This window comes from Clostridium sp. RTP31139st1_H3_RTP31139_211217 (genome assembly GCF_040227035.1).
GTDB lineage: Bacteria > Bacillota > Clostridia > Clostridiales > Clostridiaceae > Clostridium > Clostridium saudiense.
In genome coordinates this window covers 39785-66504 of record NZ_JBCOAB010000004.1, presented here as the reverse complement: position 1 = coordinate 66504, position 26720 = coordinate 39785, and the positions used below count along the sequence as shown (strand labels likewise).

Below are 26720 nucleotides of genomic sequence, written 5' to 3'. Positions count from 1 at the left end.
ATCTCTATTTTTTATGTTATAATAAGGGATTTGGACAGTAATTAATATTTTTAATATAATAAAATTTGGAAAAGACAAAATAAAAGTGTTTAAAATAGGCAATACTATAAATAATTATCACTATACAAATTAAAGATAGTGGATTATTATTAAATGTTGCATAAAATATTAGAAAAAAATAGATTGGTCGTGATGAGAACAAATGAATGAAAATTTAGCTTTAGAGAAAGAAATTCTTGAACAAAAGCGTAAAGATATATTAAAAGAAGTAGAACAAAAGAAAAAGTATCAAGAAGAAATAGAACAAAAATTAAGAGTAGTGACAAAAGAGGCTAAAGGAAGTTATAGTCAAGAAAAAGAAAATACAGAAAAGATATATAATCTTTTAAAGAAGGAAATAGAAAATTATGAAGAGGCAATAAAAAATCCTTACTTTGGTAGAGTTGATTTTGATGAAAAGTTTGGAAACCAAGAAAAGATATATATAGGTAAAAAGGGAATAACATCAACTTATGATGGTGAAGAAATAGTTGTAGATTGGCGAGCGCCTATAGCAGATCTTTATTATAGTGGTACAGGTGGAGAAGCATATTATAGGGCTCCAATGGGAGTTATTGAAGGCGATTTGAATTTAAAAAGAAAATTTTTATATAAATATGAAAATATAGATAGAATTTTTGATGAGGCTACAAACGAGATTATTATAAATAGTGAAGAAGGTTCTGGACTTGTTGATGAATTCTTAAAGATTAATTTAGAAGAAAGTCGTGGTAAGAAGCTAAAAGAAGTAGTTGCAACAATTCAAAAAGAGCAAAATGATATAATCAGATGGCCTAAAAATTTACCTATAATAGTTCAGGGGTCAGCGGGATCGGGTAAAACCACAGTTGCATTACATAGATTGGCGTATTTACTATATAGATATAGAGAGTCTATGGATGGTAAAGATATTTTAGTTTTAGCACCAAATAAATTATTTTTAGATTATATTTCAGATATTCTTCCTACATTGGGAACGAGTGATGTGAAGCAAACAACATTTCAAGAGCTAGTTATGAAACAGTTAAAGTTAAGAGGAAAGATTAAAACTAAGGATGATAAATTAAAAGAACTTATTGAAATTGAAGATAATGTAGAAAAGCAATTTATAATTGATTCCTCTAGAGTAAAGGGGAATTTAACTTTTAAAACAATAATAGATAGATACATAGCACTATTAGAAGGAAGTTCACTAGAAATAGATGATATATTAATTTCAGGTTATGTCTTATTTTCAAAGAGAGAAATAATGAGACTTTATTTAAAGGACCTTTCAAATTATCCTATAAACAAAAGAAAAGATGAAATAAAAAGATATCTAAGTTTAAAATTGAAAGAAAGGATATCGAGTCTTCTTATTCAAATTGATAGAGAATGGGATTTGAAAATTAGAGAAATAAAAAAGAGAATGAATGATGGTGAAGAAAGAAGACATAGATTAATAGAAATATATAACGAAAGAGATAGCTTAAAAGAACATGTTAACCATGATTCTAAAAAAGTAATGAATGATTATTTTAAGCATTGGAGAGGTATAACTTGTAGTGATATTTATTATAAGTTATTTGAAGATGACCAAGTGTTTGAAATAGCCACTGCTAATAGAATTCCTGCAGAATTAGCAGAATATATTAAAAATGATGTTATTAGAAATCATGAAAATGGAATAATAGATGAAGATGACTTACCAGCATTATTTTATATTCATATGATGCTAGAAGGTATAGATGAGAAAAATAAGTTTAAGCATATTGTTGTGGATGAAGCACAAGATTATAGTCCTCTTCAAATATATTTAATCAATAATATGACTAAAGGAAACTCATTAACTTTAGTAGGAGATTTAGCTCAAGGAATATATCATTATAAAGGAATTAGACGATGGGAAGATATAATTGAAGGAGTATTTGATGGTAAAGCAACCTTTATTTCTTTAAGTCAAAGTTATCGTTCAACTGTCGAAATAATAGAATTTGCTAATTCAGCTTTAAAAGCACAAGAATTAAATATAAAGAGTGCAAAACCAGTATTAAGACATGGGGATAAGCCTCAAATTATAAAATCAGTATCAAGAAGAGAATCTGTAAAGTTAATTGATGAAATAGTAAAGAGATTAAATTCTCAAGGGAAACATAGCATTGCAATTATAACTAAAACTTATAGTGAAGCTAAGCTTTTAGATAAGGAATTGAAGAAGTATACTGACTTAGAATATACTTTGATAAAAGGAAATGAGAAAGAAGCAGCACATACAGATATAGTAATTATTCCGACTTATTTAACAAAGGGATTAGAATTTGATGGTACTATTATCTATAATCCAACAGAAAAGAATTATCCAAATAATACATTGAATCAAAGATTATTATATGTAGCTTTGACTAGAGCTCTTCATAATGAGTATATAATTGCGGAAGATGAGTTATCAAAGAATATATTTATGAATTAATTTAAATAATAAGAACGATAAGATATATGGTAAAAGTAATTATCTTATTGTTCTTTTTGTATATAGTATACATTGTATGTAAATGTTAACAAAAATAAAAATCTCTACATGAAAGAAATTAATTCCTTCATGTAGAGATTTTTTTTATCCTGCCTTATAGATACCTTAAGTTTGCTAAGAAAATTAGCAATTACTATATGGTGGATTAAAATCATCATATGGGAATGAAAGTTGATTAAATGTTGCACAAGGATCATTAACAATTGATGGTTGACATTGAGGTATTTCACCAATGTCACTTGTGACAACAGTCATATTTGTAATCCTATATAATTCAATGATTGTAAATAAACCTATTATGATATCAGCACGGCCGTATACAGTAGGTGCTGTACCAGGAGTAGTTGAAACAGGATATTTACAAATAGTATTTGCTAATGAGTTTGCAATTGCTTGTACATAAACTTCAGGTAAATTATTAGTATTTGATTGTGAAGCTTCACCAGTTATAGAATCGAAGGTTACAACTGTAGTATTATCATCTACACAACCACCTTCTAATGAAATCTTCTTAGTATAAACTGTATAAGCTGGAATAGTATTATCAGGTAGATCAGAAGGTCCACCAGTTACTGTTACTGCTAAAACATTACCAGAACTATCTAATAATTGTAAATAGTAAGTGAAAGTATAAGTTACTACAACATCATAAAATCCAGGAATATTAAATTGACCTTGAGGATTTACTTTGGCAGCAATACTAGTTGCAAAATTAGTTAAAGAAAGACTTTTTACTGTACTATCAAAAATAATAGTATTTCCTTGAGTAATTGTACCAATAATTGGACTTCCGCTAGCACTTGATAAACTTTCTGCATTTAACATACTAGAAGGTATAGGAATGATTTGACAAGGATCCGGCATTACTGGTCCTGGATCATCTGATGAATCAGAGCAATCCATACTGCATGGCATTGGAGGTGGCATCATTGGACCACATATTGGTTTTAAGCAGTCTTGTTGTTTACATCTTCCATATATTTTTTTAGCTATTAAACACTCATCATAGAGTGTATCAGATTGAACAACATTAAAATTGTCTTGTGACATATATATATCCTCCTTAAATTCTAGATTAAGATTAATCTAATACTATAATATGAGGGGGATAATAAATTGTGAAAAATACTTTTATACTCTCATTATCAATAAATTTAATACATATTCATAAAAATAAATACATATTTTTACTATAGAATAATTTAAGGTGATATTATGATTAAAAAAGTAAAATTCATTAATTATGAAGAAGAGATTTATAAAATTTTTATGGATCAAAACAATTTATATTGTTCAGTATCAAATAAAGTACTAGAGTTGAGTAGTGGGATAGAAGATTATTGTTTAGAATATTTTAATAACTCTATATGGATAGCATTTTATGATAAAACATATAGAATTTCACTAATAGAAATATGTTTAAAATATAATGAAGAAATAAAGTTAAAAAAACATTTTTCTATGGAGACAAGTAAGTATTGTAATAGTATTGATTTATTAGAAATGAACATCAAAAATAAAGAGCAAATTAATCTAATTTTTAGAGGATGGAATAAAACTAAAACTAAGGCATTAATTTATAATAATAAAATAGCAGCATCAAATAACTTAAGAATAATATCAGATGGAATTTCTAGCGGCAGCAGCAAACCATATATGGTTTATTCCTATGAGGATATGGCATATATATTACTTTGTGAAGAAAATCCAAATCATGAATATGTTATTTATGATTTATTAAATGAAAATATTACGACAAGTTTTAACTTGGCAAATGCTAAAAATATTTCATTAATAACATATGAACAACAACCAATATTGTTCTATAGTAAAAAAGTAAGCAATAATTTAGAATTAAAATTTAGGAATATAAATTTAGATAAAGTTGATGAAGTATTAAAAGATGAAATAAGCTTAGATTTACCTAAAAATATAAAGGATCCAATAATATCAACATTTATGAATAAAGTATATGTTGTTTGGAAAGATGAAAAAGGAATTAATACAGCAAAATCAGAAAACTTAAAAGAGTGGAATTTTAATTTATATAAAAATAAACCAATAAGTGCTTCAATTATTAAGGTAATAAATAATAAGGCAGAAAAAATCAATACTTATTTTAATGCTAATATTATTACAAATTATATTTATAGTGAAAATAATAATAATATTCAAAGTGAAAATAACCTAATAAATATAAGTGGTGAAAATACTATTGAAAATAAAATTAAGTATATAAATAAAATTAGTGAACTAACTAGAAAATATAATAAGAGATATAATGAATATTTAAGAAGAATTAATGAATTAAATAAAATAATTGATGAAAAAGATAGATTAATAGGTGAATTGTTAAATAAAAGATAACAAGTATCAAATATTTTTAATTAAGCATAGCTTATAATAGGAATATTGTGGGGGAATAAAATGAAAGTATATGATTTGGAAAGGTTTTGTATTGAACAAGAAGATAAAATAAATTGTTTTTATAGAAATGATAAAGAGATATTTATATCACAATATAAAGAACATCAATTAATTTATGAAAAATCTTTAATAAATGACTGCAAAATTTTAAATAATGTAATTTTAAATTTAGATAATAGTATAGCAATCATTTATATTAATTTAAATGGAGATTTAATCTTATGCAAATTAATTGATGATGAGCTTCAAAGTCCAATTTTATTAACTAAGTTAGTATCAAAATATAAATCAATTCAAATAGCATCCTTAAATAATATGTTAAATATTTTTTATATTAAAGAAGTAAATAATGTAAATGTATTATGTTTTAGAAGGCTAAATAATAAATTATTACTATCAGCTGATATCAGTATGGATACTTTAGATGTTAATCCAGAAATACCATATATTTTAAATGTTAAAGATAATAAGTTATTGGTAGCGTATGTAAAATTAGGAACACCTAATTATATTGGGTATAGATTATTTGATGAAAAAAAGAATAATTGGTCTGATTTTATAGTATTAGATGCATATCCGAAATTAATAGAAGATATTAATTTTATAAAAAATAATAAACATATAGCATATACTTATACTTTTAGAAAAAGTAATAATATAAACTTAGTATTTGGTGTTGGGGAGAATGATATAAGAAAAAGAATTATAGATGAGATGACAGAAAATGCAAAGTATACTGACATATCTATAATTGGTGATGATAGGCTTAATATAATAACTATAGATGAAAAAAATGCTAAGATAAGAGAAGTTAATAGTAAGGGCGAGGCTAAATTAAGTTTAGAAGTAAATTTACAGAATGTAGATAGTATAGAAAAATATTATTTTGAAACAGATAGAAAAATCTTAAAGAATACAATAATTATTATTAAAACAATTGAAGGTGAATTATATACTGATATAGATTTAATTGAAAATAATGCAGAAAAAATTAAGGTAGAAAAGGTAATTGAATTACCTCAAGAGCAGAGTGATTCTGTAGAAAGTGAATCTATAGAAAGTGAATCTATAGAAAGTGATGTAATAATGACAGAAGAAGAGTTGAAAAATGAAATGAAAGAAAAGACAATAGATAAGGAATATGTGGATAAGCTTATAGACAAAATAACAGGTTATGAGGAAATTATTAATAAATTTATGAGTAAATTTACACAATTTGATGATGATAGAGAAGAACTATTAAATAATATAGATGATTTAAATGATCAATTAGAAGAGAAGAATATAAAAATAAGTGAATTTGAATCATTATTGATTGAAAGACAAGACATGTTATATACATATGAAAATGAAATTAGAGAACTAGAAAGAGAAAAAGAAGAGGTTAATATAGAAATTGAAAGTAAAGTAAATGAAATAGAAAGCTTGAAACAAAGTATAAGTAAGTATAAGCATGAAAATGAATATTGTAATAATATAATACAAACATTAGAAAATAATAAGGAAATTGATAAAAAGATAATAGAAGAAAATTTAGAAAAGATTAAGTTTTTAAGTGCATCTATAAGTAAATATGAAAATGATCAAAAGTATTACAATAATAGAATACAGGAGTTAGAAAGTAATAAGGAAATTGATAAAGAAACTATAGATATCAATTTAGAAGAAATAGGAAAATTAAATAAAGCTATAAATAAATATGAAAATGATATTAAAGATTACAATAATAAAATAGAAGAGCTTAATAATATATTAACTGAAAATAAAGAAGAAATAAATAGAGTAAATGAAATGAATGATCAATTAAAGGAAAAAAACAGTGAAGAAGTTAGTAGATTAAATAAGCTTCTTAATAAAATAAAGATAGAAAATAAAGAATATGTGGATGAGATTGATGAATTAAAGCTCCAATTAAGCAAGTTAAATGATATTATTGAAAATGCAAAAGAAGAAAAAGCTATATATGTAAATGAAATAAAAGTGTTAAATAATAAAGTAAGAGAATTAAATAGAATTCTTAGAAATGGATTTATGTAGTTAGTAATTTAATATATAAAAATAAAGGGGGAATATATCTCCCTTTATTTTATAGTATGCCAAAATATAAAATTAGTATTTAGAGATAATAAAAAATATTACTGGGAATCAAAATTTCCAGTAATATTTGATTTATAAGAGGTTATATTACACAAAATTATCTACATTCTCAATTATCTATAGTATTACTAGATAGAATAAGATTATAATTATTTATTACTTATTATATAAATTTCTAATTGCAACTATAAAACTTTCTATATCATTAAAATTATTAAAATATCCAGGACTAACCCTAACAGTGCCTATGCCTTCTGTGCCAATTATTTTATGAATAAGAGGAGCACAATGATAGCTAGTGCGTACGTAAATGTTTAATGAGTTTAAATATTGCCCAACTTCAGAACTATCGCGGTTATCAATATTAAATGATAATACTGGAGTTTTTAGTAAAGGGTTTGTTTCTCCATAGAGCTTTACGAAGGATAAGCTTTGTAATTCATTGGTTAAATACACCATAAGTTCAGTTTCGTGATGCCTAATATTACTAAGTCCGTTAGATAAAATAAATTTTACACCTTCATTTAATCCTATTATTCCAGGGGTGTTTAAAGTACCACTTTCAAACTTATCTGGCAAAAAGTTAGGTTGAATAAATGAGTCAGAATTACTTCCGGTACCACCTTCCTTTAATGAAGGAATATCTATATTATCGGAAATGTATAAACCACCTGTTCCTTGTAATCCAAATAAAGATTTATGACCAGGAAAAGCTAATAAATCTATGTTCATTTTCTTTACATCTATATCGATATAACCAATTGTTTGAGCAGCATCGACTATTAAGAAAATTCCTAATGATTTAGCTAAATTTCCAATGGCCTCAATATTTTGAACTGTACCCAAAACATTAGAACCATGATTTATTATTATGGCTTTAGTATTTTTTTTTACAGATTTTTTTATATCGTTTATATCTAAATATCCTAGTGAATTAACAGGAATTATTGTTGTTTCAACATTATTTTTTCTTAATGTATATAATGGACGTAATACTGAATTATGCTCAATCATTGTTGTTATAGCATGATCTCCAGGTTTTAATATACCTTTAATAGCTAAATTTAAAGCCTCAGTAGTATTTGAGGTAAACACTATGTTTAGAGGATTTTCTATATTTAATAACTTAGAAAGCCTTTCTCTACAATCAAATATTTTGACCTCGCATTGAATTGATAAATTATGAGATCCTCTGCCAGGGTTAGCACAATAATTTCGCAAGCAGTCATCTACAGAATTATATACTTCTGCTGGTTTTGGAAAGGTTGTTGCAGCATTATCTAAATATATCATAAATCCTCCTAATTTATATTATTGATAATTAAATGTCAATTTTTTCATAAACATATCGTTTTGTTTTTGTATTGACATATTTTTTATGAATTGCACGAATAGGTGCATTTTTATCTTTTATAATTTCTATAACATTATCTATTTTATCTTCAGATACTTCAATAGAACGTGCACAGCCTGCTGAAAGGCAACAAGGGGTTTGAATCATATAAATTTTTATTGATTGTTCTTTTAGTAATTTATATAAATACATGCTATAGTTTGCGGAATCAAAGGTTATTATATATACCGGTTTCTCAATCATTTTATCTCCCCCTAGTGTGATTTCTTATAATAGTATATTCATAGTATATAAATTCAGTGTAAGAAATGATAAGAAAAGTTCAATGGCTAGATAATAAAACCTATATAAATAAGCGAATTATATTTCTATTAAGTCAATAATATATATATGAATTTTTTATAGAGGAAAAGATTATATAATCTGGTATGAAAAATTTAAACTGAATACAAAGGTTAATAAATACCTTTTTAAAGTATAGAAATAAACTTTTTAAAAAGTATTGCATTCGATTAAATAAGATAATATAATATTCATATGGAGGGATAAAAATGAAAGTACAAGGAAGTTTAAAACAATATCTAAAATGGCTAATAGGGAGTTATATAGTAATTGGAATATTATTATTATTTAATAGTAAACTAATTTTTGATTTTTCATTAAGTTGTGCAGTCTTAATAATACCGTTTGTATTATGTACAATTGGATATGGTGTAATTACATTAAATAAAAAATACATAACTAGCGGTATTATAGTAGGGATTCTATATGTTGTAGCAATGGTAGGGTTTAGTCCAATTATAATGCCAAGTGCTCATAGAAATTTAATTGGAGATGTTGAAGAAATCGAGTTTACAAGCAAGATAGAGCATATGGATTTAAATCAATTACCAATTATAGATAAGGAGTTAGCTTATAAGCTTGCTGATAAAAAGTTAGGGGAGATACCTAGCTTAGGAAGTCAAGTTACAATAGGGGATTTATCATTGCAAAGTGTGAATGGTGAGCTTTATTATGTTGGACCATTAGAGCATTCTTCATTTTTCAAATGGTTAACTAATCATGAGGGAACTAAAGGATATATAAAAGTTAGTGCTACAAATCAAAATGATGTACAATTGGTAACTGAATTAAATGGGGAAGAAATACATTTAAAATATATTCCATCAGCATATTTATTTAGTGATTTAGATAGACATGCTTATTTAAAAGATATGACAGCAGGTCATACTGATTATACTTTTGAACTAGATGATGATGGAAGACCTTACTGGGTAATAACAAGATATGATAATGCAGTAGGATTAACAGAACAAAAAGCTATAGGAACAGAAATAATAGATGCTCAAACAGGTGAAACTAATATTTATGATATTGAAAATACACCAAGCTGGGTAGATAGAATACAGCCTACAAGTTATATAAATAATTATTTAAATAGGTGGGGAGAATTAGTTCATGGTATATTTAACTTTAGTGATAAAGATAAATTAAAAACTACTCCAGGTATGAATATTATATTTAACGATGATATTTGTTACTATTATACAGGAATTACGTCTGTAGGTAATGATGAGGGGTTAGTTGGATTTATGTTAACTAATACTAGAACTGGTGAAACTACAATGTATAAGACTGCTGGTGCCACAGAAAGTGCAAGTATGAAGTCGGCAGAAGGAAAAGTACAACAATATGGTTATACAGCAACGTTCCCATATTTAATTAATATACAATCTGAACCAACTTATTTCATGACTTTAAAGGATTCAAATGGACTTGTTAAACAATATGCTATGGTAAATGTAAAGAATTATAATACAGTGGCAGTTGGAGATACATTGCAATCAACTCTAAACAGATATTTAGAAGCGTTAACTAATACAAATATTTCTTTAGAAGGAAGTAATAGTGAAGAAGCTTTATCAGGTGAAGTTGAAAGGATTGGTTTAGTAGTTAAAGAAGGAACAAGTATTTATGATATTAAATTAAAAGGACAAGATAATTTCTTTACTGTATCAACTGAAACATCAAGAGAAGTTGCTTTAACACAAGTTGGAGACACTGTAGCTATTAAATTTATACAAGTTGGTGATGGACAGTATATTATTACTAATTCTTTCGAGAATTTATCTTTAAGAGGTAATATAGATAATAATAGTGAATCCTCTTTAGAAGAAGCAGGTAAAGCAAATGATAATAATGATTTAAATGTACAAGAGGATAATACTGAAGCAGCAACTGATATACAATAAATAAAATATAAATTTTAAGTAACTATCAAGGTTATACTTGATAGTTACTTTGTTTTAAAATTGATAAAAAGTTAAATAAAATTTTTGCAGTAAGTCCCCAAATAACATACTCATTATAAGTATAAAACAAAATTTCATAGGAACCTGTTTTAAATTTATAATCTTGCTTGCTTGGAATTAAATCATAAGGAAAATTATCATGAGGTGTTATATTAACTTTATTAATATATTTAGTAGGCTTATGATTTAATAAGTATTGTAAAGGAACTAAAAAAACCTTTTCAACTTCAGTAGAGTTAATGGATAAATTGTTTAAATTATTTATTGTTATTAAATAAGGATGAATTAGTATATCAAATGGAGAAATAAATAAATCTAAAGGAGATATAATATTTATATCATTTTCACAAAGCCCAATTTCTTCGCATGTTTCTCTTATTGCAGTATCTAATGGATGTTCATCTTTTTCTATTTTACCCCCAGGAAAGCAAATTTCACTTGGTTGGCTTCGAAGTGTTTTAGCCCTAATTTCAAATAAAATGTGGGGTTCATCATTGTAATTAACAATTGGAATTGTAACTGAGGCACGTTTGAAGTTTTCCCAACCATTAATATAAGGCTTGTAATTTGAAAAAATGTTGTTTATAGTATTACTCATAAAAATCACCTAATTATTTTTATTAAAAAAATATATATTATATTCAAATAAAATTATAAATTCATTACTAAAATAAAAGTATACTAAAAAATAGTATGCTATGTCTAGGAGTAATAAATGCACAAGATATGGACAGTAGATGATATAAAATTAGTTATTGATGAAATAGCTAGTAGATGGAATTATCCATGTAATATAAAAATTGAAATATCAAAAAGAGCTACAAAAAGAATGGGAGCATTTTTTTATAAACGTAATGGGAATAATATTATACCAATTAAGTTTGTTTTTGCTTATACATTAATAAATGGTAGTTACTCAAAAGAAGTGGTTAGAGAAGTAATAATTCATGAGTATTTACATTATTATTGCGATTTGAGCACAAATAAAAGCAATGGTCATAATAAATTTTTTAAGAAATGTTGCTTAGCTAGTGGTATCTCAGATAACACTACTTTTAAATATTTTAATGAAGAAAATAATAATAAAAAATATAAATATAAGATATATTGTAGTAAATGTAGAAAATTAGTTTGTGTACATGTAAGAAAAGATGCTACTATAAGGAAGGTTAGTTCTTATATATCCAAGTGTTGTAATGCTAGGCTTTACTGTGATAATCTTATGTAGTATATTAAAAGAGTTATAAAATAGAATAGTGTATAAATAAAGGAGAATCAATAAATGAGTGAAAATATAAAAAAGAGCGAAAATGAAGAAGTTAAAATCATGACTTTTTTAGATGAAAACGGAAATAAAGTTGAATTTGAAGCAGTTGCAAGAATTTTTTTAGGTGAACAGGAGTACTTACTGTTAGCACCAGTAGAAGAAAAAGATAGTGAAGATATTTACGTATTTAGAATTGACGAAGTAGATGGTAAGCAAGAATTGAATTTAGTTGAAGATGATAAAGAGTTCATAGCTGTTAAAAAAGAATATAATAAACTATTATACTAATAGTATGAGGAGAAAGAACTGTGCAAGAATTAGAAATTGTTAAGATTTTAAAAGAAAATGATTTATCAGATGTAGAAGTTTTAAAAAATACAGAAGAATATATTTTAGTGAATTTCTACTTTGATTTTGATAAAGATTTACAAGATGCCGCAAAAGCTTATGCAAATGAAGAAAGTAAAGAAGAGGAATTTAGTGCTAAATGGTATAGTGAATACTATTTCCCATATCTTTATGATTTTGCAAATGATGAAGTTTTAGAAGTAATTGAGGAAATAATCGAATCTCTTGATCTTGAAGGAGAAATGATGGCATTCCAAATGACTGAGAAAACAAGTGATTATGTTCAATTTATGGCATTATTTACAGAAGAAGAAAGTAATGTTGCTATTGAAGAAGTTGTAAGAGAATATTTGTCTAAATAAAAGAAAAAATAGGTTAATATTTACATTGCATTTTGATTAAAATTTGATATAATTAAATCATGAAATCCTGAGATGTGCGTTTAGCTTATGATGTTCAACCTACATTATATTTACGGGATTTGCAACACATTTGTGGATGTCGGGCTTCCGATTTAGTAGAAGATGGCTGAAGCAAGTTGAGCAGAACCCACCTGCGAGCTGCAGGTGTGAATATTTAAGCGACCGGCATGTTGGGAGATAGTTTTAAAATAAACACCTCATTTATATGAGGTGTTTTTTTTTATTCTAAGCAGCTTTTGACTTTTTGATAGCATATTTTCTTGAATGTTTCTTTTTATAATTTTTATATATGAGATGTTGATATCTCCATACGTGCTTGTCTAATATTTGAGATATGTATACAATAAGAGAATTTGTTGGGGATAAAAATTTTAAAAGAAAGTTTAAAGTTAATTTTTCTATAACAATTGTCCTTTTTAGTTGCTTTTTATTCATAAAAATACCTCCTTTGTAATTTTTTAACAGTATATGAATTATTATATCATATGAACAAAGGAAGTAAATTATTTAATATATACAAAAAAATACAAAAAGTGATTACATATACTTGTATGTATCTTAATTTTAAAATTGTAAAGACTAAAATATGTAATTATAAATGATATATGTAATTAATTTGGCGAAAAAAAGTTAAAAATTAAATATTAAATCTTTGAGTTGATATTAAAAAGAAATAAATGTAAAATAAGTATTAGTAAGATTTTAAATTGTTTATAAGGAGAAAGGAAGTAAAAAATGGATTATACAAAAGCAAAAATGGATGATGTAGTAGTTAGAATTAATGAATTATATAAGAAGAGTAAGGAAGAAGGATTAACAGAATTAGAAAAGGAAGAACAACAAATTCTAAGAAGAAGATATATAGATAGTTATAAGGCAAATCTTAGAGCGCAATTAGAGGGTGTTGAACTTAAGAATAAGAAAAAATAGAGGGTGATTAATATTGTCAGTTACTGTAGAGAAATTAATATCAGATTTTGATTTAGAAGTTTTAGTTGAAGGCGAAAAGGATGTAAAAATACCTGTTAACGATATAAATAGACCTGGTTTACAGTTAGCTGGTTTTTATAATTACTTTGCACCAGAAAGAATACAGGTTATTGGTAAAGCTGAATGGAGCTTTTTAGATGATATGGGAATTGAATTAATGAGAAAAAGGGTTAATAAATATTTTAGTTTCAATTCAAAATGTGTCATTATGACTAGAGGCTTAGAACCGCATAGTGAATTCTTAAAGGTAGCTAAAAAAAGCAAAACATGGCTTTTAAGGACAAACGTTGTTACGACAAAGTTTATAAGTAAGCTAACTATGTATTTAGCAGGAAAGCTTGCACCAGAAACAAGATTGCATGGTGTGTTGGTTGACGTATATGGTATAGGTATTTTAATTACTGGCGAAAGTGGAATTGGCAAAAGCGAGACTGCACTTGAGTTAATTAAGAGAGGACATAGATTAGTATCAGATGATGCTGTTGATATAAAAGAAATAGATGGGAGTCTTATTGGTACATCACCAAGAATAACAATAGGTATGTTAGAGGTAAGAGGAATAGGTATAATTGATATTTCTTCATTATATGGATTAAGCTCTATTTTGCCTTCAAAGGATATAAATCTTTTAATGCATTTTGAGCATTGGAAAGATGATGGTGATTATGATAGGTTAGGAATCGATAAAGAAACACAAGAAATATTAGGAGTAAAGGTTAGAAGGTTAAGAGTACCTGTAAGGCCAGGAAGAAATATTGCTGTTATTATAGAAGCAGCAGCAGGTAATTACAGGCATTCATTAATGTCAGATGTTACTCCGGTAGATATTATAGAGCAAAGAATGTGTGAAATTAACGAGGAAGAATAAGGAGGGCTAGTTATATGAGTAATGAAATAAAAAATAATGCATGGTTAAAATATAGTGGTGCAGAAAGAGAGAAAATTTTTGATTTCTGTGAAGGGTACAAGAATTATTTATCAGTGGGAAAGACTGAAAGAGAATGTATACATGAAGCTATTAGGCTTGCAGAAGAAAAGGGATATAGAAATTTAGCTGATATAATCAAAAACAATGAAGAGATAAAGGCAGAGGATAAAGTTTATGCTAATAATAAGGATAAAACTTTAGCTTTATACTTAATTGGAAATGATAGTATAGAAAATGGAATGAGAATAATAGGTTCTCATGTAGATTCACCAAGAATAGATTTAAAACAAAACCCATTATATGAGGATGGAAATTTAGCATTAATGGATACTCATTATTATGGTGGAGTTAAAAAATATCAATGGGTTACATTACCACTTGCATTACATGGGGTTGTAGTAAAAAAAGATGGAACAAAAATAAATGTAGTTATTGGAGAAGATGACAATGATCCAGTACTAGGAATTTCAGATCTTTTAGTTCACTTATCAGGAGAGCAATTACAAAAGAAAGCAAATGAAGTAATTGCTGGAGAAGATTTAAATGTTTTAGTTGGGAATATTCCACTAGAAGGAAAAGAAAAAGATGCTGTGAAGGAAAATATTTTAGTTCTTTTAAAGGATAAATATGACTTTGAAGAAGAAGATTTTATTTCTGCTGAATTTGAAGTTGTACCTGCTGGAAAGGCTAGAGATTTAGGATTAGACAAGAGTATGGTAATGGGATATGGGCAAGATGATAGAATTTGTGCATATACATCTTTAATGGCATTACTAGAAGTTGATTCTGTAGAAAAAACATCTGTAATTTTATTAGTAGATAAAGAAGAAGTTGGAAGCATTGGTGCAACAGGAATGCAATCTAGATTCTTTGAAAATTCTGTAGCAGAAGTTATGGATAGAATGGGAGAATATAGTGAATTAAAGCTTAAGAGAGCTCTTCAAAATTCATTGATGTTATCAGCTGATGTTACAGCTGCATATGATCCAAATTATCCAGGAGCATGCGAAAAGAAGAATACTGCTTACTTTGCAAAGGGGTTAGTATTTAGTAAATATACTGGTGCAAGAGGTAAGAGTGGTTGTAATGATGCAAATCCTGAATTTATTGCATGGTTAAGAAAAATAATGGATAAAAACAATGTATCTTATCAAACAGCTGAACTTGGTAAAGTTGATCAAGGAGGCGGAGGTACAATTGCCTATATTTTAGCTCAATATAATATGGAAGTAATAGATTGTGGTGTAGCATTACAAAATATGCATGCACCATGGGAAGTTTCTAGTAAAGTAGATATTTTTGAAACTAAGAATGGATATAAAGCATTTTTAGTAGAGGAATAATTAAAAGGTGTCGATATAATCGGCACCTAAATTTATTTGAAATGAAATAAGGTAGGATATATATAATTACAAAGATAGTTACATTAGATTCAATTCCTACTTGGAATGAAGTGATATAATAAAAATTATTATATTAATATTTGAAAGTAATAGTATTAGAGAATATATATGTTGATGAGGTATGAAGGTTTTGTTTTAAACAGCTTCTTCATACCTCATTTAAGTTTAAGATTAAATGTTATTTGTTATATGACATTGTCAATTGATAAACGTAAATATTAAAAATTAATTACAATTAAGTTTATCTAGGAATTTTTTTAAACGTTCTTCTTCAATAGACATAGAACCTAATATACCATGTTTTTTATCATCGCCTTCATAACCATGAGAATCTGATCCACATGAAGTTATTATATTCTTTTGATCTACTATCTTTAAGAAATTTTTAGTATCTTCAGGTGTATTAAGTCCGTAGATACCTTCAATACCATCAAAGTCTAAATGAAGAACATCTAAAACATTAAGCTTTTTTAATAAAACTGGATGAGCTAAGACTACAATAGCATTATAGCTTCTTAATAACTTAATACCTTCTTCTGCATCTAATTTGTTTGCTGGAACGTAAGCAGGACAATGATCTCCTATAAAGTTATCGAAAATATATTCTTTTGTATAATTATATCCTGCATCCATGATTGCTTTAGCTATATGTGGTCTAGCAATAGTATCTTTTCCATTTTTCAAAACATCATTAACATCTATTTCAATATCATTAAATTTTTTTAGTCTTCTCACAATTTCATGTGCACGTTCAATTCTTTTAGTTTTTAAGTCTTCTAAGAAATGATTTAAGTCTGGATTTTTATAATCATCACCTTTGAAATATCCGAGTATATGAACTGTTTCACCTTTATATGTAGTAGATAATTCTACTCCAGGAATGAAATGAATATCTAATTTTTCTGCTTCAGCATTAGCTTCCTCAATTCCAGATACTGTATCGTGATCTGTTAATGCTAAATATTTAACACCTCTTTCAAAGGCCTTTTTAACAACCTCACTAGGTGAATATCTACCATCAGAAGCAGTAGAATGTGTATGTAAATCGCATTTAATCATAATAAAATTAAGACTCCTTTCAAGTAAATGTTTTGTAGTATATAAAGCTATGATATAATTTATTCATTAATAATGCAATAATTAAGAAATAGATTAGTTGTAAATTAAATTTTAAGAAAAATCAACTATTATTAATTTATGTATTTATGAAAAAAAATATATAATAAGTATTAGATTAAAAATAGTAGGAGAAAAGTATGTTATTAATGATAGATAATTACGATTCATTTGTATATAACCTAGTTAGATATTTTGAAGAATTAGGTGAAGAAATAAAAGTATTTAGAAATGATAAAATTGAAATTGAAGATATAAAAAATATGAAGATTGATGGGATAGTAATTTCACCTGGTCCAAAATCGCCAAAGGAAGCTGGATTAAGTTTAGAAATAATAGATAATTTTAAAGGGAAGTTACCTATATTAGGTATATGCTTAGGACATCAATGTATAGGAGAGTATTTTAATGCTAATATTAAAAAGGGAAAAGAGCCTGTTCACGGTAAAATGTTTTACATAAATCATAATGAAGATGATTTATTTATAAATGTGAAAAATCCATTAAGAGTTACAAGATATCATTCATTAATAGTTGATAAAGCAGATTTGCCAGAGTGTTTAGAAATTACAAGTGAAACTGAAGATGAAGTTATCATGGGAATAAAACATAAGGATTATGATATTTATGGGGTTCAATTTCATCCTGAAGCAGAGATGACAGAAGAAGGACATAAGATACTGCAAAATTTTATAAATATAACTAAAAAATACAAAGAGAAAAATAGTGCTATAATGGAATGCAGTTAGGGGGACAAATGTGTTAAGGATAAGGGAGTTTAGTAGTGAACTAAATGCTTTTGAAGTTTACAATTTTTTTAAAAAAGATAAAAATTCAATATTATTAGATAGTTCAAAAGAAGATAAAAAATTATCAAAATATTCATTTATCGGATTAAATGATTTTATGATTTTTGAAGCTATAAACTCAAAATCATATATTGATGGAAAAGTAGTTCAAGGCGAACCATTTGAGGTTTTAGAAAGCCTAGTTGATAAATATAAATGCACTATAGATAATGATATTCCTTTTTTATTTGGAGCAATTGGATATATTTCATATGATGCAGGAAGAATGTTAGAAAAGTTACCAGATACATCTGAAGAGGATTTTATTATTCCAGATATTAGATTTGTTTTTTATAAGAATTTAATAATATTTGATTTAGAAAATAATAAAAAATATGTAACGGATATAGATGGTAACGATGAAAGAATACATAAAATCTTAAGAAAAATACATGAGTGTAACAAAATAGAAGAGGAAATAGTAAGTGAGAAAAGTGAGAATAAATTTTACTCCAATTTTATAAAAGAAGATTATAAAAACGCTATTTCAACATTGAAAGATTATATAAAATCTGGTGATGTATATATAGCAAATATGACTCAAAGATTTTGGTGTGAAAATGATGAAGAGTCTTTTTCTATTTATAAAAAGCTTAGAAGTATAAATAAAGCTCCATTTTCTGCATTTTTAAATTTTAAAGATTTTCAAATAATAAGTTCATCCCCAGAGAGATTTATACAAGTAAAGGATAATAAGGCTCATACAAGACCTATAAAGGGGACAAGACCTAGAGGGAATTCTTTTGAAGAAGATGAAAGAAATAAATTAGAGCTGATAAATAGTGAAAAAGATAAGGCTGAATTACTTATGGTTGTAGATTTAGAACGAAATGATTTTAGTAAGGTATGTAAGCCGCATAGTGTTAAAGTAACAGAAAATTTTAAGCTTGAAGAATATGCAACTGTATTTCACCTTGTATCAACAGTTGAGGGAGAATTAAAGGAGAATGTATCTGCAGTAAAATGTATTAAAGAGTGTTTTCCTGGGGGATCAATTACAGGTACACCTAAAATAAGAGCAATGGAAATAATAGAAGAGCTTGAGGGATTAAAGAGAAATATTTATACAGGTGTTATAGGATATTTTGATTTTAGAGGCAATTGTGATTTTAATATAGTGATTAGATCAATATTAAAAAAAGAAAATAAAGCTTATTTTGGTGTTGGTGGAGGAATTACTTATGACTCTATAGAAGAAGATGAGTATAATGAAACTTTAGACAAAGCAAAAGCATTAATGAGAGTGTTATAAAAGGTAGTTTGATATGAGAAAGATAACATATGGAAATGAAAGTATAAGAATTGATAATGGATTATTCTTTGGCAAAGGTGTCTTTGAAACAATACTAGTAAAAGAAGAGGCAATTTTTTTAGAAGAACATATTAAGAGGTTAAATAATTCAATTAACGAACTTAATATTGGTGAAGAAGTTGAAATTGACTATGTTAGTGACTTTATAAGAAGAAAAAATATAAAAAATAAAGCACTAAAAATAACAGTTACAGAAGAAAATTTGATATTTTCTGAGAGAGAAATAAAATATCAAAAAGAACATTATGAAAAGGGATTTATAGCTTATTTTACAAATGTTTTAAGAAATTCTACGTCAAGGATAGTTAATTTTAAAACTTTAAATTATTTAGAAAATATTATAGAATATGAAGTATGTCAAAAAAATGGATTTAATGAAGCTATTTTTATAAATGAAAAAGGTTATATATGTGAAGGCTGTACAAGCAATATCTTTATGATTAAGGATAAAATAATATATACTCCTGATATCAGAAATGGATTATTACCGGGAATAATCAGAAAATGGATAATTGATAACTTTGAAGTTATTGAAAAAAATATAACAAAGGAAGAGCTATTAAATAGTGATGAACTATTTTTTACAAATTCATTAGTTGGGGTTATAAAATGTGCAAAGATAGGAAATAAGAATTTTAATTGTAAAATAACACAAGAAATTAAAGAGCAATATGAAAAAGCAATAAATGGAGGCGCAGAAAGATGAATAAAGAAATGATAATGGAAGGTGTAAAGTTAATTTTAGAAGGAATTGGAGAAGATGTTAATAGAGAAGGATTAATTGAAACACCTGATAGAATAGCTCGTATGTATATGGAGATATTTGATGGAATAGGTAAAGATGCTAAGGATGTATTATCTAAAACATTTAGTGTAGAAAATAATGATTTAGTATTAGAAAAAGATATAACATTCTTTTCAATGTGCGAACATCATTTAGTACCTTTCTTCGGTAAGGCTCACATTGCATATATACCAAAAGGAAAGGTTGCAGGATTATCTAAGCTAGCAAGAACAGTTGAAGTTTATGCAAAAAAACCACAGTTACAAGAAAAGCTTACTACTGAAATTGCAGATGCAATAATGGAATATTTAGATGCTGAAGGGGCTATGGTTGTAATTGAAGCAGAACATACTTGTATGACTATGAGAGGTGTTAAAAAGCCAGGAGCAAAGACTGTAACTACTACATATAGAGGTGTATTTAGAGAAAATATAGATTTAAGAAGAGAAGTTATGAATTTTATAAAATAGTCTTTAGTAGTTAATAGTTAAGAGTTAATAGCTAAATAGGAGATTAGTTAATTTTAACTAGTAATTATTGACTTGGTAGAAAGGTATAGTAATGGAGAATATAGATAAGATACTTAATAATAAGCTGTATAAAGAATCTTTAGAAAAATTAAAGCTTTATGAAAAAGATAGGGAATTTTGCAATCATACTATAGAACACTTTATAGATGTTGCTAGAATTGCTTATATTATGGTGTTAGAAGAAAATATAGAGATTTCTAAGGAAGTTATTTATGCTATAGGATTATTGCATGATATAGGAAGAGTAAAGCAATATGAAGATGGAACAAATCATGATTTAGCAAGTGTTGAAATGAGTAAAGAAATATTAAGTGAAACTAAATTTGATAAAGAAGAAGTTAATATTATTCTTAATGGAATGGCAAATCATAGAAGCAAAAGCGATAATAAGCTAGAAGAAATAATTTATAGAGCAGATAAATTATCAAGACAATGTTTTAATTGTAAAGCTGAGAAAGAGTGTTACTGGAGTAAAGAAAAGAAAAACTTTAAAGTAGCATATTAATGAGGAGGATACGTGTTTGAGAATAGGAAATAAAGAATATAAATTAGGTGATAGAACATATATTATGGGAATATTAAATGTAACACCTGATTCATTTTCAGATGGTGGAAAGTTTAATGAAATAGAAGCAGCAGTAATACAAGCAAAGAAATTGGTGGAAGACGGTGCTGATATAATTGATGTTGGTGGAGAATCAACAAGACCGGGTGCAGAATATGTTTCAGAAGATGAAGAAATAAAAAGAGTAGTTCCTATAATTGAAGCTATAAAGAAGGAATTAGATATTACTATTTCAATTGATACATATAAAAGTAAAACAGCAGAAGCAGCAATTAAGGCTGGAGCAGATATAATTAATGATATTTGGGGAGCTAAATATGATAAAAATATTGCAAGTATTGCAGCAAAGTATGATACTCCTATAATATTAATGCACAATAGAGAAAATAAGCCTTATGAAAATTTAATGGAAGATGTAAAGAAAGACTTACAAGAAAGTATTGATATTGCATTAAATGCAGGTGTTAAAAAGGAAAATATAATATTGGATCCAGGTATAGGCTTTGCTAAAACTTATGAAGAAAATTTAATAGTAATGAATAATTGTGATATTGTAAAAGAAATGGGATATCCAGTTCTATTAGGTACATCAAGAAAGTCAATGATAGGATTAACTTTAAATTTACCTGTAAATGAAAGAGTAGAAGGTACACTAGCTACTACGGTTATTGGAATAATGAAAGGAATGGATTTCATAAGAGTTCATGATGTGTTGGAAAATAAGAGAGTAGCAGTTATGACTGATAAAATAATAAAAGCAAAGTAGGTATTAATATGGATAAAATATATTTAAAGGATATAGAGATTTTTGCAAATCATGGAGTTTTTCAAGAGGAAAAGACACTTGGACAAAAGTTCATTTTATCTTTAGAGTTATCATTAGATATTAAAGATGCAGCAACTACATGTGATTTAACTAAATCAGTTCATTATGGAGAGCTATGTCATCAAGTTATTCAAGTTTTCCAAGAGGAAAGTTTGGACTTAATTGAAAGTGTAGTAAATAAAGTTGCTAACTTTATATTAGATAATTATTCAATGGTAAATGGAGTTAAAGTTCTGTTAAAAAAGCCGTGGGCACCTATAGGAAGACATTTAGATTATGCTGCAGTTGAAATAAATAGAGAAAGACATATTGCTTATATATCAATGGGAAGCAATATGGGAAATAAAGAAGAAAATTTAAATAATGCAGTTAAAAAGCTTGAAGAGATTAATGGAGTTAAAGTATCAAAGGTTTCATCTTTTATTACAACTGAGCCTTGGGGAAATGAAAATCAAGATGAATTTTTAAATGGAGCATTAAAGATAGAAACTTATTTAACGCCTAAGGAGCTTATGACTGAGCTTTTAAGGATTGAAAGTGAACTTGGTAGGGTAAGAGAAATTAAATGGGGGCCAAGGGTAATAGATTTAGATATTATATTATTTGATGATATTGTAAGCAATGACGAATTTGTTATTATACCTCATCCATTAATGCATTTAAGAGATTTTGTTTTAACTCCGTTAAATGAAATTGCTCCATATGCATTACATCCATTAAAAAACAAAAGAATATTTGAACTTTTAGAGAGTTAAAAAGAAATTGCTACCGAAAATATTTCCATAATAGATTTATTTTCGGTAGCTTTATTTAATGAGAATTATTATGAACTTTTAGTTGTTTGAATTTGTTTTATTAATAATATATACGCAAAAAGAGTATATATTATCTCGAGCGGGAACATTATCCATGGTTATTATATCTTCTTGAAGATTACCATCCCATGGGAAAAGTGTTACAGTATTTTTATCATATACATTTATTACATATTTATCATTACTGTTATCATCAAATTGAATTATTAATTTATATTTTACCTTAGCGTCATCCAAATCTAATTCACTTACATAGTTATCATTATTTAAGGATTCTAAGAATGCAGGTAAAACATCTAAGTCTTCCTCTGATACATCATGATATTCATAAAAGTTTACATCAAAAACTTTAAGTGAATAACTTTCATTATTTTTAATCTTTTTATATATTTCATTTGAATAGTAATAAAGATTAGGTTTACTTTTAAAGTTTATGTACTTAGGGTCGTTAAAAACACAGCCAGATAAAAGAGTTACAAGTAATAATATAATTAATAATTTAATGTTTTTCATTTTATCCTCCTAAAAATAACTATATAAATAATTATTCTATAAATAATATTTTTAGAACATAATAATATGTAAATAAACTTTTAAATAATATTATGTGAAAAAAGTAATAATGTGTAAATTTTGGTAATAGTATAATTTGTAAGCAATAAATTAGGTAGGAAAGTTAATGAAAATAATTGCGACATTAGGACCAAGCACATCTAATAAAAAGGTTATTGGAGAGTTGATAAATTCAGGAGCTGATACTTTAAGACTAAATTTTTCTCATTTCTATGAAAAGCAATTTCAAGAAATGTTATCAATAGCACGAAATATAGATGAAAATATAAAAATAATGGCAGATTTACAAGGGAAAAAAATTAGAATTGATGAAAAATTAAAAGAGACATTTAAAATATATACTAATGAAATAGTATATTTTTGTGGAAATGATGCTTATAACTTATTTAGTGAAGGAAAAGATAAAATCAAGATTATTCCTTTAAATATTAATTCAGAAATCATAGAAGATAATGAAGTTAATAAAATTTCAATGAAAGATGGAACTATAAATTTTGAAGTAATAGATAAAAATAAGGGATTCATAAAAGTAAGAGTAAAAGATGATGGCGTGATAAGGGCAGGGAAGGGCTGTAATGTTCCAGGAATAAACTATAAGTATAGTGAATTAAGTAAAAAAGATAAGGAAAGCTTGAAATGGGCGATTAATAATAATATAAAAATAATATGTCAATCATTTGTAGAAAGTAAAAAAGAGATAAATGATATAAAGAAATATATAGAAGATAACAATGGAGATATAGAAGAAATAAAGATATTATCAAAAATTGAAACAAGCACTGGATTAGAAAATTATGAGGAGATAATGGAGTGTTGTAATGGTGTAATTATAGCGAGGGGAGACTTAATACCAGAGTGTGGCATGGTAACTTCAGTTGAAGAGGAATTTGAGTTATTAAAGAAATTAAAAAAGTATAAAAAAAGTAAAGAAATAATAATAGCTACACATATTTTAGATAATATGAAAAAAGGTACGTTGCCTACTATTAATGAATTAGAAAGCATATATACATTTATAAATATTGGAGCAACTGGCTTTTTATTAGCAGGAGAAACCTCCATTGGCAAGTATCCAATAAAAACTGTAAAATTATTAAGTGAATTAATGAATTTATATAAAAAATAATGTTTGTTAATGAATAGACAAATAGCCTTAAAGTGGGTATTATAGTAATGTAATTCATATACTAAGGAGGAATTTTAATGAGTGAACAAGAGAAAAATCTGCGTTGGTATAATTTAGCGATGATGGCTTTTGTATCAGTGTGGGGGTTTGGTAATGTTGTAAATAACTTTGCCAATCAAGGATTAACTGTTATCGTATCATGGGTATTAATAATAGCATTATATTTTGTACCTTATGCACTAATGGTTGGAGAATTAGGATCAGTTTTTAAAGAAAGCAAAGGTGGAGTAAGTTCATGGATAAGAGGAACTTTTGGAACAACGCTAGCTTACTTTGCAGGATGGACTTATTGGGTAGTTCATATACCATATTTAGCTCAAAAACCACAAGCTGCTTTAATAGCATTAGGATGGACAGTAAAGCAAGATGGTAACTTTATAAAAGATATGAGCCCTATGGTAGCTCAGTTATTAACTTTAGCCGTGTTCTTATTATTTTTATGGATAGCATCAAGAGGTATTACTTCTTTAAAATTAATAGGAACAATTGCAGGGACATCAGTATTTATTATGTCATTGCTATATGTTGCATTAATGCTTGCAGCACCATCTATAAGAGGAATACAACCTGCTACAGTTGATTTTAGTTTTAAAAATTTAATGCCTAATTTTAATTTCTCATATTTTACTACGTTGTCAATGTTAGTATTTGCGGTTGGAGGAGCTGAAAAAATATCTCCATATGTAAATAATATGAGAAAACCAAGTAAGGACTTCCCAAAGGGAATGATAGCATTAGCTATAATGGTTGCTGTTTCTGCATTGCTAGGATCAATAGCAATGTCTATGATGTTTGATGCAAATAATATTCCAGCAGATTTAAAAATGAATGGCCAATATTATGCATTCCAAATGTTAGGGGAATACTATGGAGTAGGAAAATTATTTATTGTTATTTATGCATTATCTAATTTATTAGCGCAAATTTCAGCACTAGTATTTTCTATAGATGCTCCACTTAAAGTTTTATTAGCGGATGGCGATAAGAGATTTATTCCAAAGGCATTAACAAAAACTAATAAGTATGGAGCACCTATAAATGGTTATATTATGACAGCTATTTTAGTTGGAATATTAATAATAGTACCAGCATTAGGTATTGGAGATATGAATTCATTATTTGATTGGTTATTACAATTAAACTCTGTAGTTATGCCTATGAGATATCTTTGGGTATTCTTAGCATTTATTGGGCTTAAAAAAGCTGCTGACAAATATAAGTCTGATTATAAGTTTGTTAAAAATGATAAGTTTGCAATGGCAATTGGAATATGGTGCTTTGCATTTACTGCATTTGCATGTATTATGGGTATGTTCCCAAGTGGAGTAGAAACTTTTAGTGGACAATGGTGGTTCCAAGTGATTTTAAATGTGGCAACACCTTTTGTACTAATTGGTTTAGGATTTATTTTACCTATTATAGCTAAAAAGACTAATAAAAAAGAATTAGCTTAACTAATTTCCTTTCTTAACAATTAATTAATAAATTATTTATAAAATGTATAAAGTATTAATAACCGCTTTAAAAAATATTTAATAACTTATGTTGCAAAGTTTAAAATTTAATAGTATAATGAGTACATAAATTTAAAGATTATTGTGTAAATGAGGTTGAGTTTAATGAATACTTTTAAATCGATATTATGGACAGTATTAGGAATAGTTGTTTTTATTGCTATAATAAAGTTTTTTATATTCCTTTTACCTTTTATTATTGTAATCGGAATAGTAGGATACATAGTATTTAAATGTAAAAAAGCTTTTAATAATAAAAAAAGAGAAAATGAATCATATAATTATTACAATAATAATCAAAATAGTTATGAAGAAAGTAATATTGATGATAGTGACAATGGTGAAATAATTGATGTTGATTATAAGGAAGTAGATAAATAAGAACAAAAGACTGCTCGATTAAGAGCAGTCTTTTTTGTATGATTTAAATGCAAGAATAAATATATATAATTCAAAAAATGTTATTATAATTGATGTAATACTTAAAAAATCTGTAAAAAATGCAAGATTATATATATAATCCATCATATGAGGTTGAAAAAGTAAAAATGTATG

27 protein-coding genes and 1 other RNA gene are annotated in these 26720 nt (G+C 26.6%); 21 read left to right on the top strand and 7 right to left on the bottom strand.

Going from position 1 to position 26720, the window contains the following annotated elements:
- Positions 1-202: 202 nt before the first annotated feature.
- Positions 203-2488 carry an RNA polymerase recycling motor HelD gene (helD, locus tag ABUA17_RS03215; protein WP_042396150.1) on the top strand — a complete coding sequence of 762 codons (2286 nt, stop codon included), beginning with the start codon at positions 203-205 and terminating at the stop codon, positions 2486-2488.
- 183 nt (positions 2489-2671) lie between these two features.
- Here the strand turns inward: helD and ABUA17_RS03210 are convergent, their stop codons facing one another.
- The gene (locus ABUA17_RS03210; protein WP_042396148.1) at positions 2672-3598 is read right to left on the bottom strand and encodes a hypothetical protein; all 927 of its coding nucleotides are present in this window, start codon (positions 3596-3598) and stop codon (positions 2672-2674) included.
- Between the two features lie 165 nt (positions 3599-3763).
- Here ABUA17_RS03210 and ABUA17_RS03205 point away from each other — a divergent pair, with 165 nt between their 5' ends.
- Both ABUA17_RS03205 and ABUA17_RS03200 read left to right on the top strand, forming a co-directional pair.
- Positions 3764-4915 carry a hypothetical protein gene (locus tag ABUA17_RS03205; RefSeq protein WP_195951148.1) on the top strand — a complete coding sequence of 384 codons (1152 nt, stop codon included), beginning with the start codon at positions 3764-3766 and terminating at the stop codon, positions 4913-4915.
- Between the two features lie 60 nt (positions 4916-4975).
- Entirely contained in the window at positions 4976-7012 is a 2037-nt protein-coding gene (locus ABUA17_RS03200) for a coiled-coil domain-containing protein (protein ID WP_195951147.1), read from the top strand.
- A gap of 216 nt (positions 7013-7228) precedes the next feature.
- Here the strand turns inward: ABUA17_RS03200 and ABUA17_RS03195 are convergent, their stop codons facing one another.
- A complete protein-coding gene (locus ABUA17_RS03195; protein ID WP_055277884.1) occupies positions 7229-8365 on the bottom strand; it encodes an aminotransferase class V-fold PLP-dependent enzyme in 1137 nt (378 codons plus the stop codon).
- A gap of 28 nt (positions 8366-8393) precedes the next feature.
- Positions 8394-8669: a putative Se/S carrier protein gene (locus tag ABUA17_RS03190; protein ID WP_042396137.1), complete on the bottom strand. Its 276-nt coding sequence runs from the start codon at positions 8667-8669 to the stop codon at positions 8394-8396.
- Positions 8670-8977: 308 nt separating this feature from the next.
- On the opposite strand from ABUA17_RS03190, the gene ABUA17_RS03185 reads away from it, so the two are divergent.
- A complete protein-coding gene (locus ABUA17_RS03185) occupies positions 8978-10678 on the top strand; it encodes a YrzE family protein (protein WP_055277883.1) in 1701 nt (566 codons plus the stop codon).
- A gap of 31 nt (positions 10679-10709) precedes the next feature.
- On the opposite strand, the gene ABUA17_RS03180 is transcribed toward ABUA17_RS03185, so the two are convergent.
- On the bottom strand, positions 10710-11336 hold the full coding sequence (locus ABUA17_RS03180) for an NUDIX hydrolase (RefSeq protein ID WP_042396131.1): 627 nt from the start codon (positions 11334-11336) through the stop codon (positions 10710-10712).
- Between the two features lie 117 nt (positions 11337-11453).
- Between ABUA17_RS03180 and ABUA17_RS03175 the strand changes: the two genes are divergently transcribed.
- The 4 genes from ABUA17_RS03175 to ssrS all read left to right on the top strand — a co-directional run bounded on the left by ABUA17_RS03175 (position 11454) and on the right by ssrS (position 12956).
- Positions 11454-11966, top strand: a complete 513-nt coding sequence (locus ABUA17_RS03175) for a SprT-like domain-containing protein (RefSeq protein WP_042396126.1) — start codon at positions 11454-11456, stop codon at positions 11964-11966.
- Positions 11967-12020: 54 nt separating this feature from the next.
- Entirely contained in the window at positions 12021-12293 is a 273-nt protein-coding gene (locus ABUA17_RS03170) for a DUF1292 domain-containing protein (RefSeq protein ID WP_042396297.1), read from the top strand.
- Between the two features lie 20 nt (positions 12294-12313).
- A complete protein-coding gene (locus ABUA17_RS03165) occupies positions 12314-12715 on the top strand; it encodes a hypothetical protein (protein ID WP_042396122.1) in 402 nt (133 codons plus the stop codon).
- Positions 12716-12776: 61 nt separating this feature from the next.
- A non-coding RNA gene (gene ssrS / locus ABUA17_RS03160) (6S RNA) lies at positions 12777-12956 on the top strand.
- Between the two features lie 44 nt (positions 12957-13000).
- Here the strand turns inward: ssrS and ABUA17_RS03155 are convergent.
- Entirely contained in the window at positions 13001-13210 is a 210-nt protein-coding gene (locus ABUA17_RS03155) for a hypothetical protein (RefSeq protein ID WP_042396119.1), read from the bottom strand.
- Between the two features lie 300 nt (positions 13211-13510).
- On the opposite strand from ABUA17_RS03155, the gene ABUA17_RS03150 reads away from it, so the two are divergent.
- The 3 genes from ABUA17_RS03150 to ABUA17_RS03140 are packed head-to-tail and all read left to right on the top strand — an operon-like array spanning position 13511 to position 16036.
- Positions 13511-13705, top strand: a complete 195-nt coding sequence (locus ABUA17_RS03150; protein WP_042396116.1) for a DUF896 domain-containing protein — start codon at positions 13511-13513, stop codon at positions 13703-13705.
- 13 nt (positions 13706-13718) lie between these two features.
- The gene (hprK, locus tag ABUA17_RS03145) at positions 13719-14633 is read left to right on the top strand and encodes an HPr(Ser) kinase/phosphatase (RefSeq protein WP_042396113.1); all 915 of its coding nucleotides are present in this window, start codon (positions 13719-13721) and stop codon (positions 14631-14633) included.
- 14 nt (positions 14634-14647) lie between these two features.
- Positions 14648-16036 carry an aminopeptidase gene (locus tag ABUA17_RS03140; protein WP_195951146.1) on the top strand — a complete coding sequence of 463 codons (1389 nt, stop codon included), beginning with the start codon at positions 14648-14650 and terminating at the stop codon, positions 16034-16036.
- Between the two features lie 285 nt (positions 16037-16321).
- On the opposite strand, the gene ABUA17_RS03135 is transcribed toward ABUA17_RS03140, so the two are convergent.
- Positions 16322-17155 (bottom strand): PHP domain-containing protein, encoded by an 834-nt coding sequence (locus tag ABUA17_RS03135; protein ID WP_055276990.1) that lies wholly within the window; start codon positions 17153-17155, stop codon positions 16322-16324.
- A gap of 197 nt (positions 17156-17352) precedes the next feature.
- Between ABUA17_RS03135 and ABUA17_RS03130 the strand changes: the two genes are divergently transcribed.
- The 7 genes from ABUA17_RS03130 to folK all read left to right on the top strand — a co-directional run bounded on the left by ABUA17_RS03130 (position 17353) and on the right by folK (position 22832).
- Positions 17353-17961: an anthranilate synthase component II gene (locus tag ABUA17_RS03130; RefSeq protein WP_042396105.1), complete on the top strand. Its 609-nt coding sequence runs from the start codon at positions 17353-17355 to the stop codon at positions 17959-17961.
- Between the two features lie 10 nt (positions 17962-17971).
- Entirely contained in the window at positions 17972-19312 is a 1341-nt protein-coding gene (gene pabB, locus ABUA17_RS03125) for an aminodeoxychorismate synthase component I (RefSeq protein WP_042396101.1), read from the top strand.
- A gap of 13 nt (positions 19313-19325) precedes the next feature.
- A complete protein-coding gene (locus ABUA17_RS03120; RefSeq protein WP_154820708.1) occupies positions 19326-20078 on the top strand; it encodes an aminotransferase class IV in 753 nt (250 codons plus the stop codon).
- Positions 20075-20626 (top strand): GTP cyclohydrolase I FolE, encoded by a 552-nt coding sequence (gene folE / locus ABUA17_RS03115; RefSeq protein ID WP_042396095.1) that lies wholly within the window; start codon positions 20075-20077, stop codon positions 20624-20626. The genes ABUA17_RS03120 and folE overlap by 4 nt, the downstream gene beginning before the upstream one ends.
- 91 nt (positions 20627-20717) lie before the next feature.
- Complete coding sequence (locus ABUA17_RS03110) at positions 20718-21191, top strand: HD domain-containing protein (RefSeq protein WP_195951145.1); 474 nt, start codon at positions 20718-20720, stop codon at positions 21189-21191.
- 16 nt (positions 21192-21207) lie between these two features.
- Entirely contained in the window at positions 21208-22017 is an 810-nt protein-coding gene (gene folP, locus ABUA17_RS03105; RefSeq protein WP_154820707.1) for a dihydropteroate synthase, read from the top strand.
- Positions 22018-22025: 8 nt separating this feature from the next.
- Complete coding sequence (gene folK / locus ABUA17_RS03100; RefSeq protein ID WP_042396085.1) at positions 22026-22832, top strand: 2-amino-4-hydroxy-6-hydroxymethyldihydropteridine diphosphokinase; 807 nt, start codon at positions 22026-22028, stop codon at positions 22830-22832.
- 78 nt (positions 22833-22910) lie between these two features.
- Here folK and ABUA17_RS03095 read toward each other — a convergent pair whose 3' ends face one another.
- Positions 22911-23405: a DUF4883 family protein gene (locus ABUA17_RS03095; protein WP_042396082.1), complete on the bottom strand. Its 495-nt coding sequence runs from the start codon at positions 23403-23405 to the stop codon at positions 22911-22913.
- 166 nt (positions 23406-23571) lie between these two features.
- On the opposite strand from ABUA17_RS03095, the gene ABUA17_RS03090 reads away from it, so the two are divergent.
- From ABUA17_RS03090 to ABUA17_RS03080, 3 genes are all read left to right on the top strand, one after another.
- A complete protein-coding gene (locus ABUA17_RS03090; RefSeq protein WP_042396079.1) occupies positions 23572-24591 on the top strand; it encodes a pyruvate kinase in 1020 nt (339 codons plus the stop codon).
- A gap of 77 nt (positions 24592-24668) precedes the next feature.
- Positions 24669-26105 carry an amino acid permease gene (locus tag ABUA17_RS03085; protein ID WP_042396078.1) on the top strand — a complete coding sequence of 479 codons (1437 nt, stop codon included), beginning with the start codon at positions 24669-24671 and terminating at the stop codon, positions 26103-26105.
- A gap of 165 nt (positions 26106-26270) precedes the next feature.
- Positions 26271-26546 (top strand): hypothetical protein, encoded by a 276-nt coding sequence (locus tag ABUA17_RS03080; RefSeq protein WP_042396075.1) that lies wholly within the window; start codon positions 26271-26273, stop codon positions 26544-26546.
- Positions 26547-26720: the final 174 nt, after the last annotated feature.

Coding starts and splice junctions, on each gene's coding strand:
- folE (WP_042396095.1), top strand. CDS start 20,075: ATGAATAAAGAAATGATAATGGAAGGTGTAAAGTTAATTTTAGAAGGA.
- ABUA17_RS03155 (WP_042396119.1), bottom strand. CDS start 13,210: ATGAATAAAAAGCAACTAAAAAGGACAATTGTTATAGAAAAATTAACT.
- ABUA17_RS03090 (WP_042396079.1), top strand. CDS start 23,572: ATGAAAATAATTGCGACATTAGGACCAAGCACATCTAATAAAAAGGTT.
- ABUA17_RS03130 (WP_042396105.1), top strand. CDS start 17,353: ATGTTATTAATGATAGATAATTACGATTCATTTGTATATAACCTAGTT.
- ABUA17_RS03185 (WP_055277883.1), top strand. CDS start 8,978: ATGAAAGTACAAGGAAGTTTAAAACAATATCTAAAATGGCTAATAGGG.
- ABUA17_RS03110 (WP_195951145.1), top strand. CDS start 20,718: ATGGAGAATATAGATAAGATACTTAATAATAAGCTGTATAAAGAATCT.
- ABUA17_RS03085 (WP_042396078.1), top strand. CDS start 24,669: ATGAGTGAACAAGAGAAAAATCTGCGTTGGTATAATTTAGCGATGATG.
- ABUA17_RS03200 (WP_195951147.1), top strand. CDS start 4,976: ATGAAAGTATATGATTTGGAAAGGTTTTGTATTGAACAAGAAGATAAA.
- ABUA17_RS03140 (WP_195951146.1), top strand. CDS start 14,648: ATGAGTAATGAAATAAAAAATAATGCATGGTTAAAATATAGTGGTGCA.
- ABUA17_RS03180 (WP_042396131.1), bottom strand. CDS start 11,336: ATGAGTAATACTATAAACAACATTTTTTCAAATTACAAGCCTTATATT.
- ABUA17_RS03170 (WP_042396297.1), top strand. CDS start 12,021: ATGAGTGAAAATATAAAAAAGAGCGAAAATGAAGAAGTTAAAATCATG.
- ABUA17_RS03205 (WP_195951148.1), top strand. CDS start 3,764: ATGATTAAAAAAGTAAAATTCATTAATTATGAAGAAGAGATTTATAAA.
- helD (WP_042396150.1), top strand. CDS start 203: ATGAATGAAAATTTAGCTTTAGAGAAAGAAATTCTTGAACAAAAGCGT.
- ABUA17_RS03190 (WP_042396137.1), bottom strand. CDS start 8,669: ATGATTGAGAAACCGGTATATATAATAACCTTTGATTCCGCAAACTAT.
- ABUA17_RS03095 (WP_042396082.1), bottom strand. CDS start 23,405: ATGAAAAACATTAAATTATTAATTATATTATTACTTGTAACTCTTTTA.
- ABUA17_RS03210 (WP_042396148.1), bottom strand. CDS start 3,598: ATGTCACAAGACAATTTTAATGTTGTTCAATCTGATACACTCTATGAT.
- ABUA17_RS03120 (WP_154820708.1), top strand. CDS start 19,326: ATGAGAAAGATAACATATGGAAATGAAAGTATAAGAATTGATAATGGA.
- ABUA17_RS03150 (WP_042396116.1), top strand. CDS start 13,511: ATGGATTATACAAAAGCAAAAATGGATGATGTAGTAGTTAGAATTAAT.
- ABUA17_RS03195 (WP_055277884.1), bottom strand. CDS start 8,365: ATGATATATTTAGATAATGCTGCAACAACCTTTCCAAAACCAGCAGAA.
- ABUA17_RS03135 (WP_055276990.1), bottom strand. CDS start 17,155: ATGATTAAATGCGATTTACATACACATTCTACTGCTTCTGATGGTAGA.
- folK (WP_042396085.1), top strand. CDS start 22,026: ATGGATAAAATATATTTAAAGGATATAGAGATTTTTGCAAATCATGGA.
- ABUA17_RS03080 (WP_042396075.1), top strand. CDS start 26,271: ATGAATACTTTTAAATCGATATTATGGACAGTATTAGGAATAGTTGTT.
- ABUA17_RS03175 (WP_042396126.1), top strand. CDS start 11,454: ATGCACAAGATATGGACAGTAGATGATATAAAATTAGTTATTGATGAA.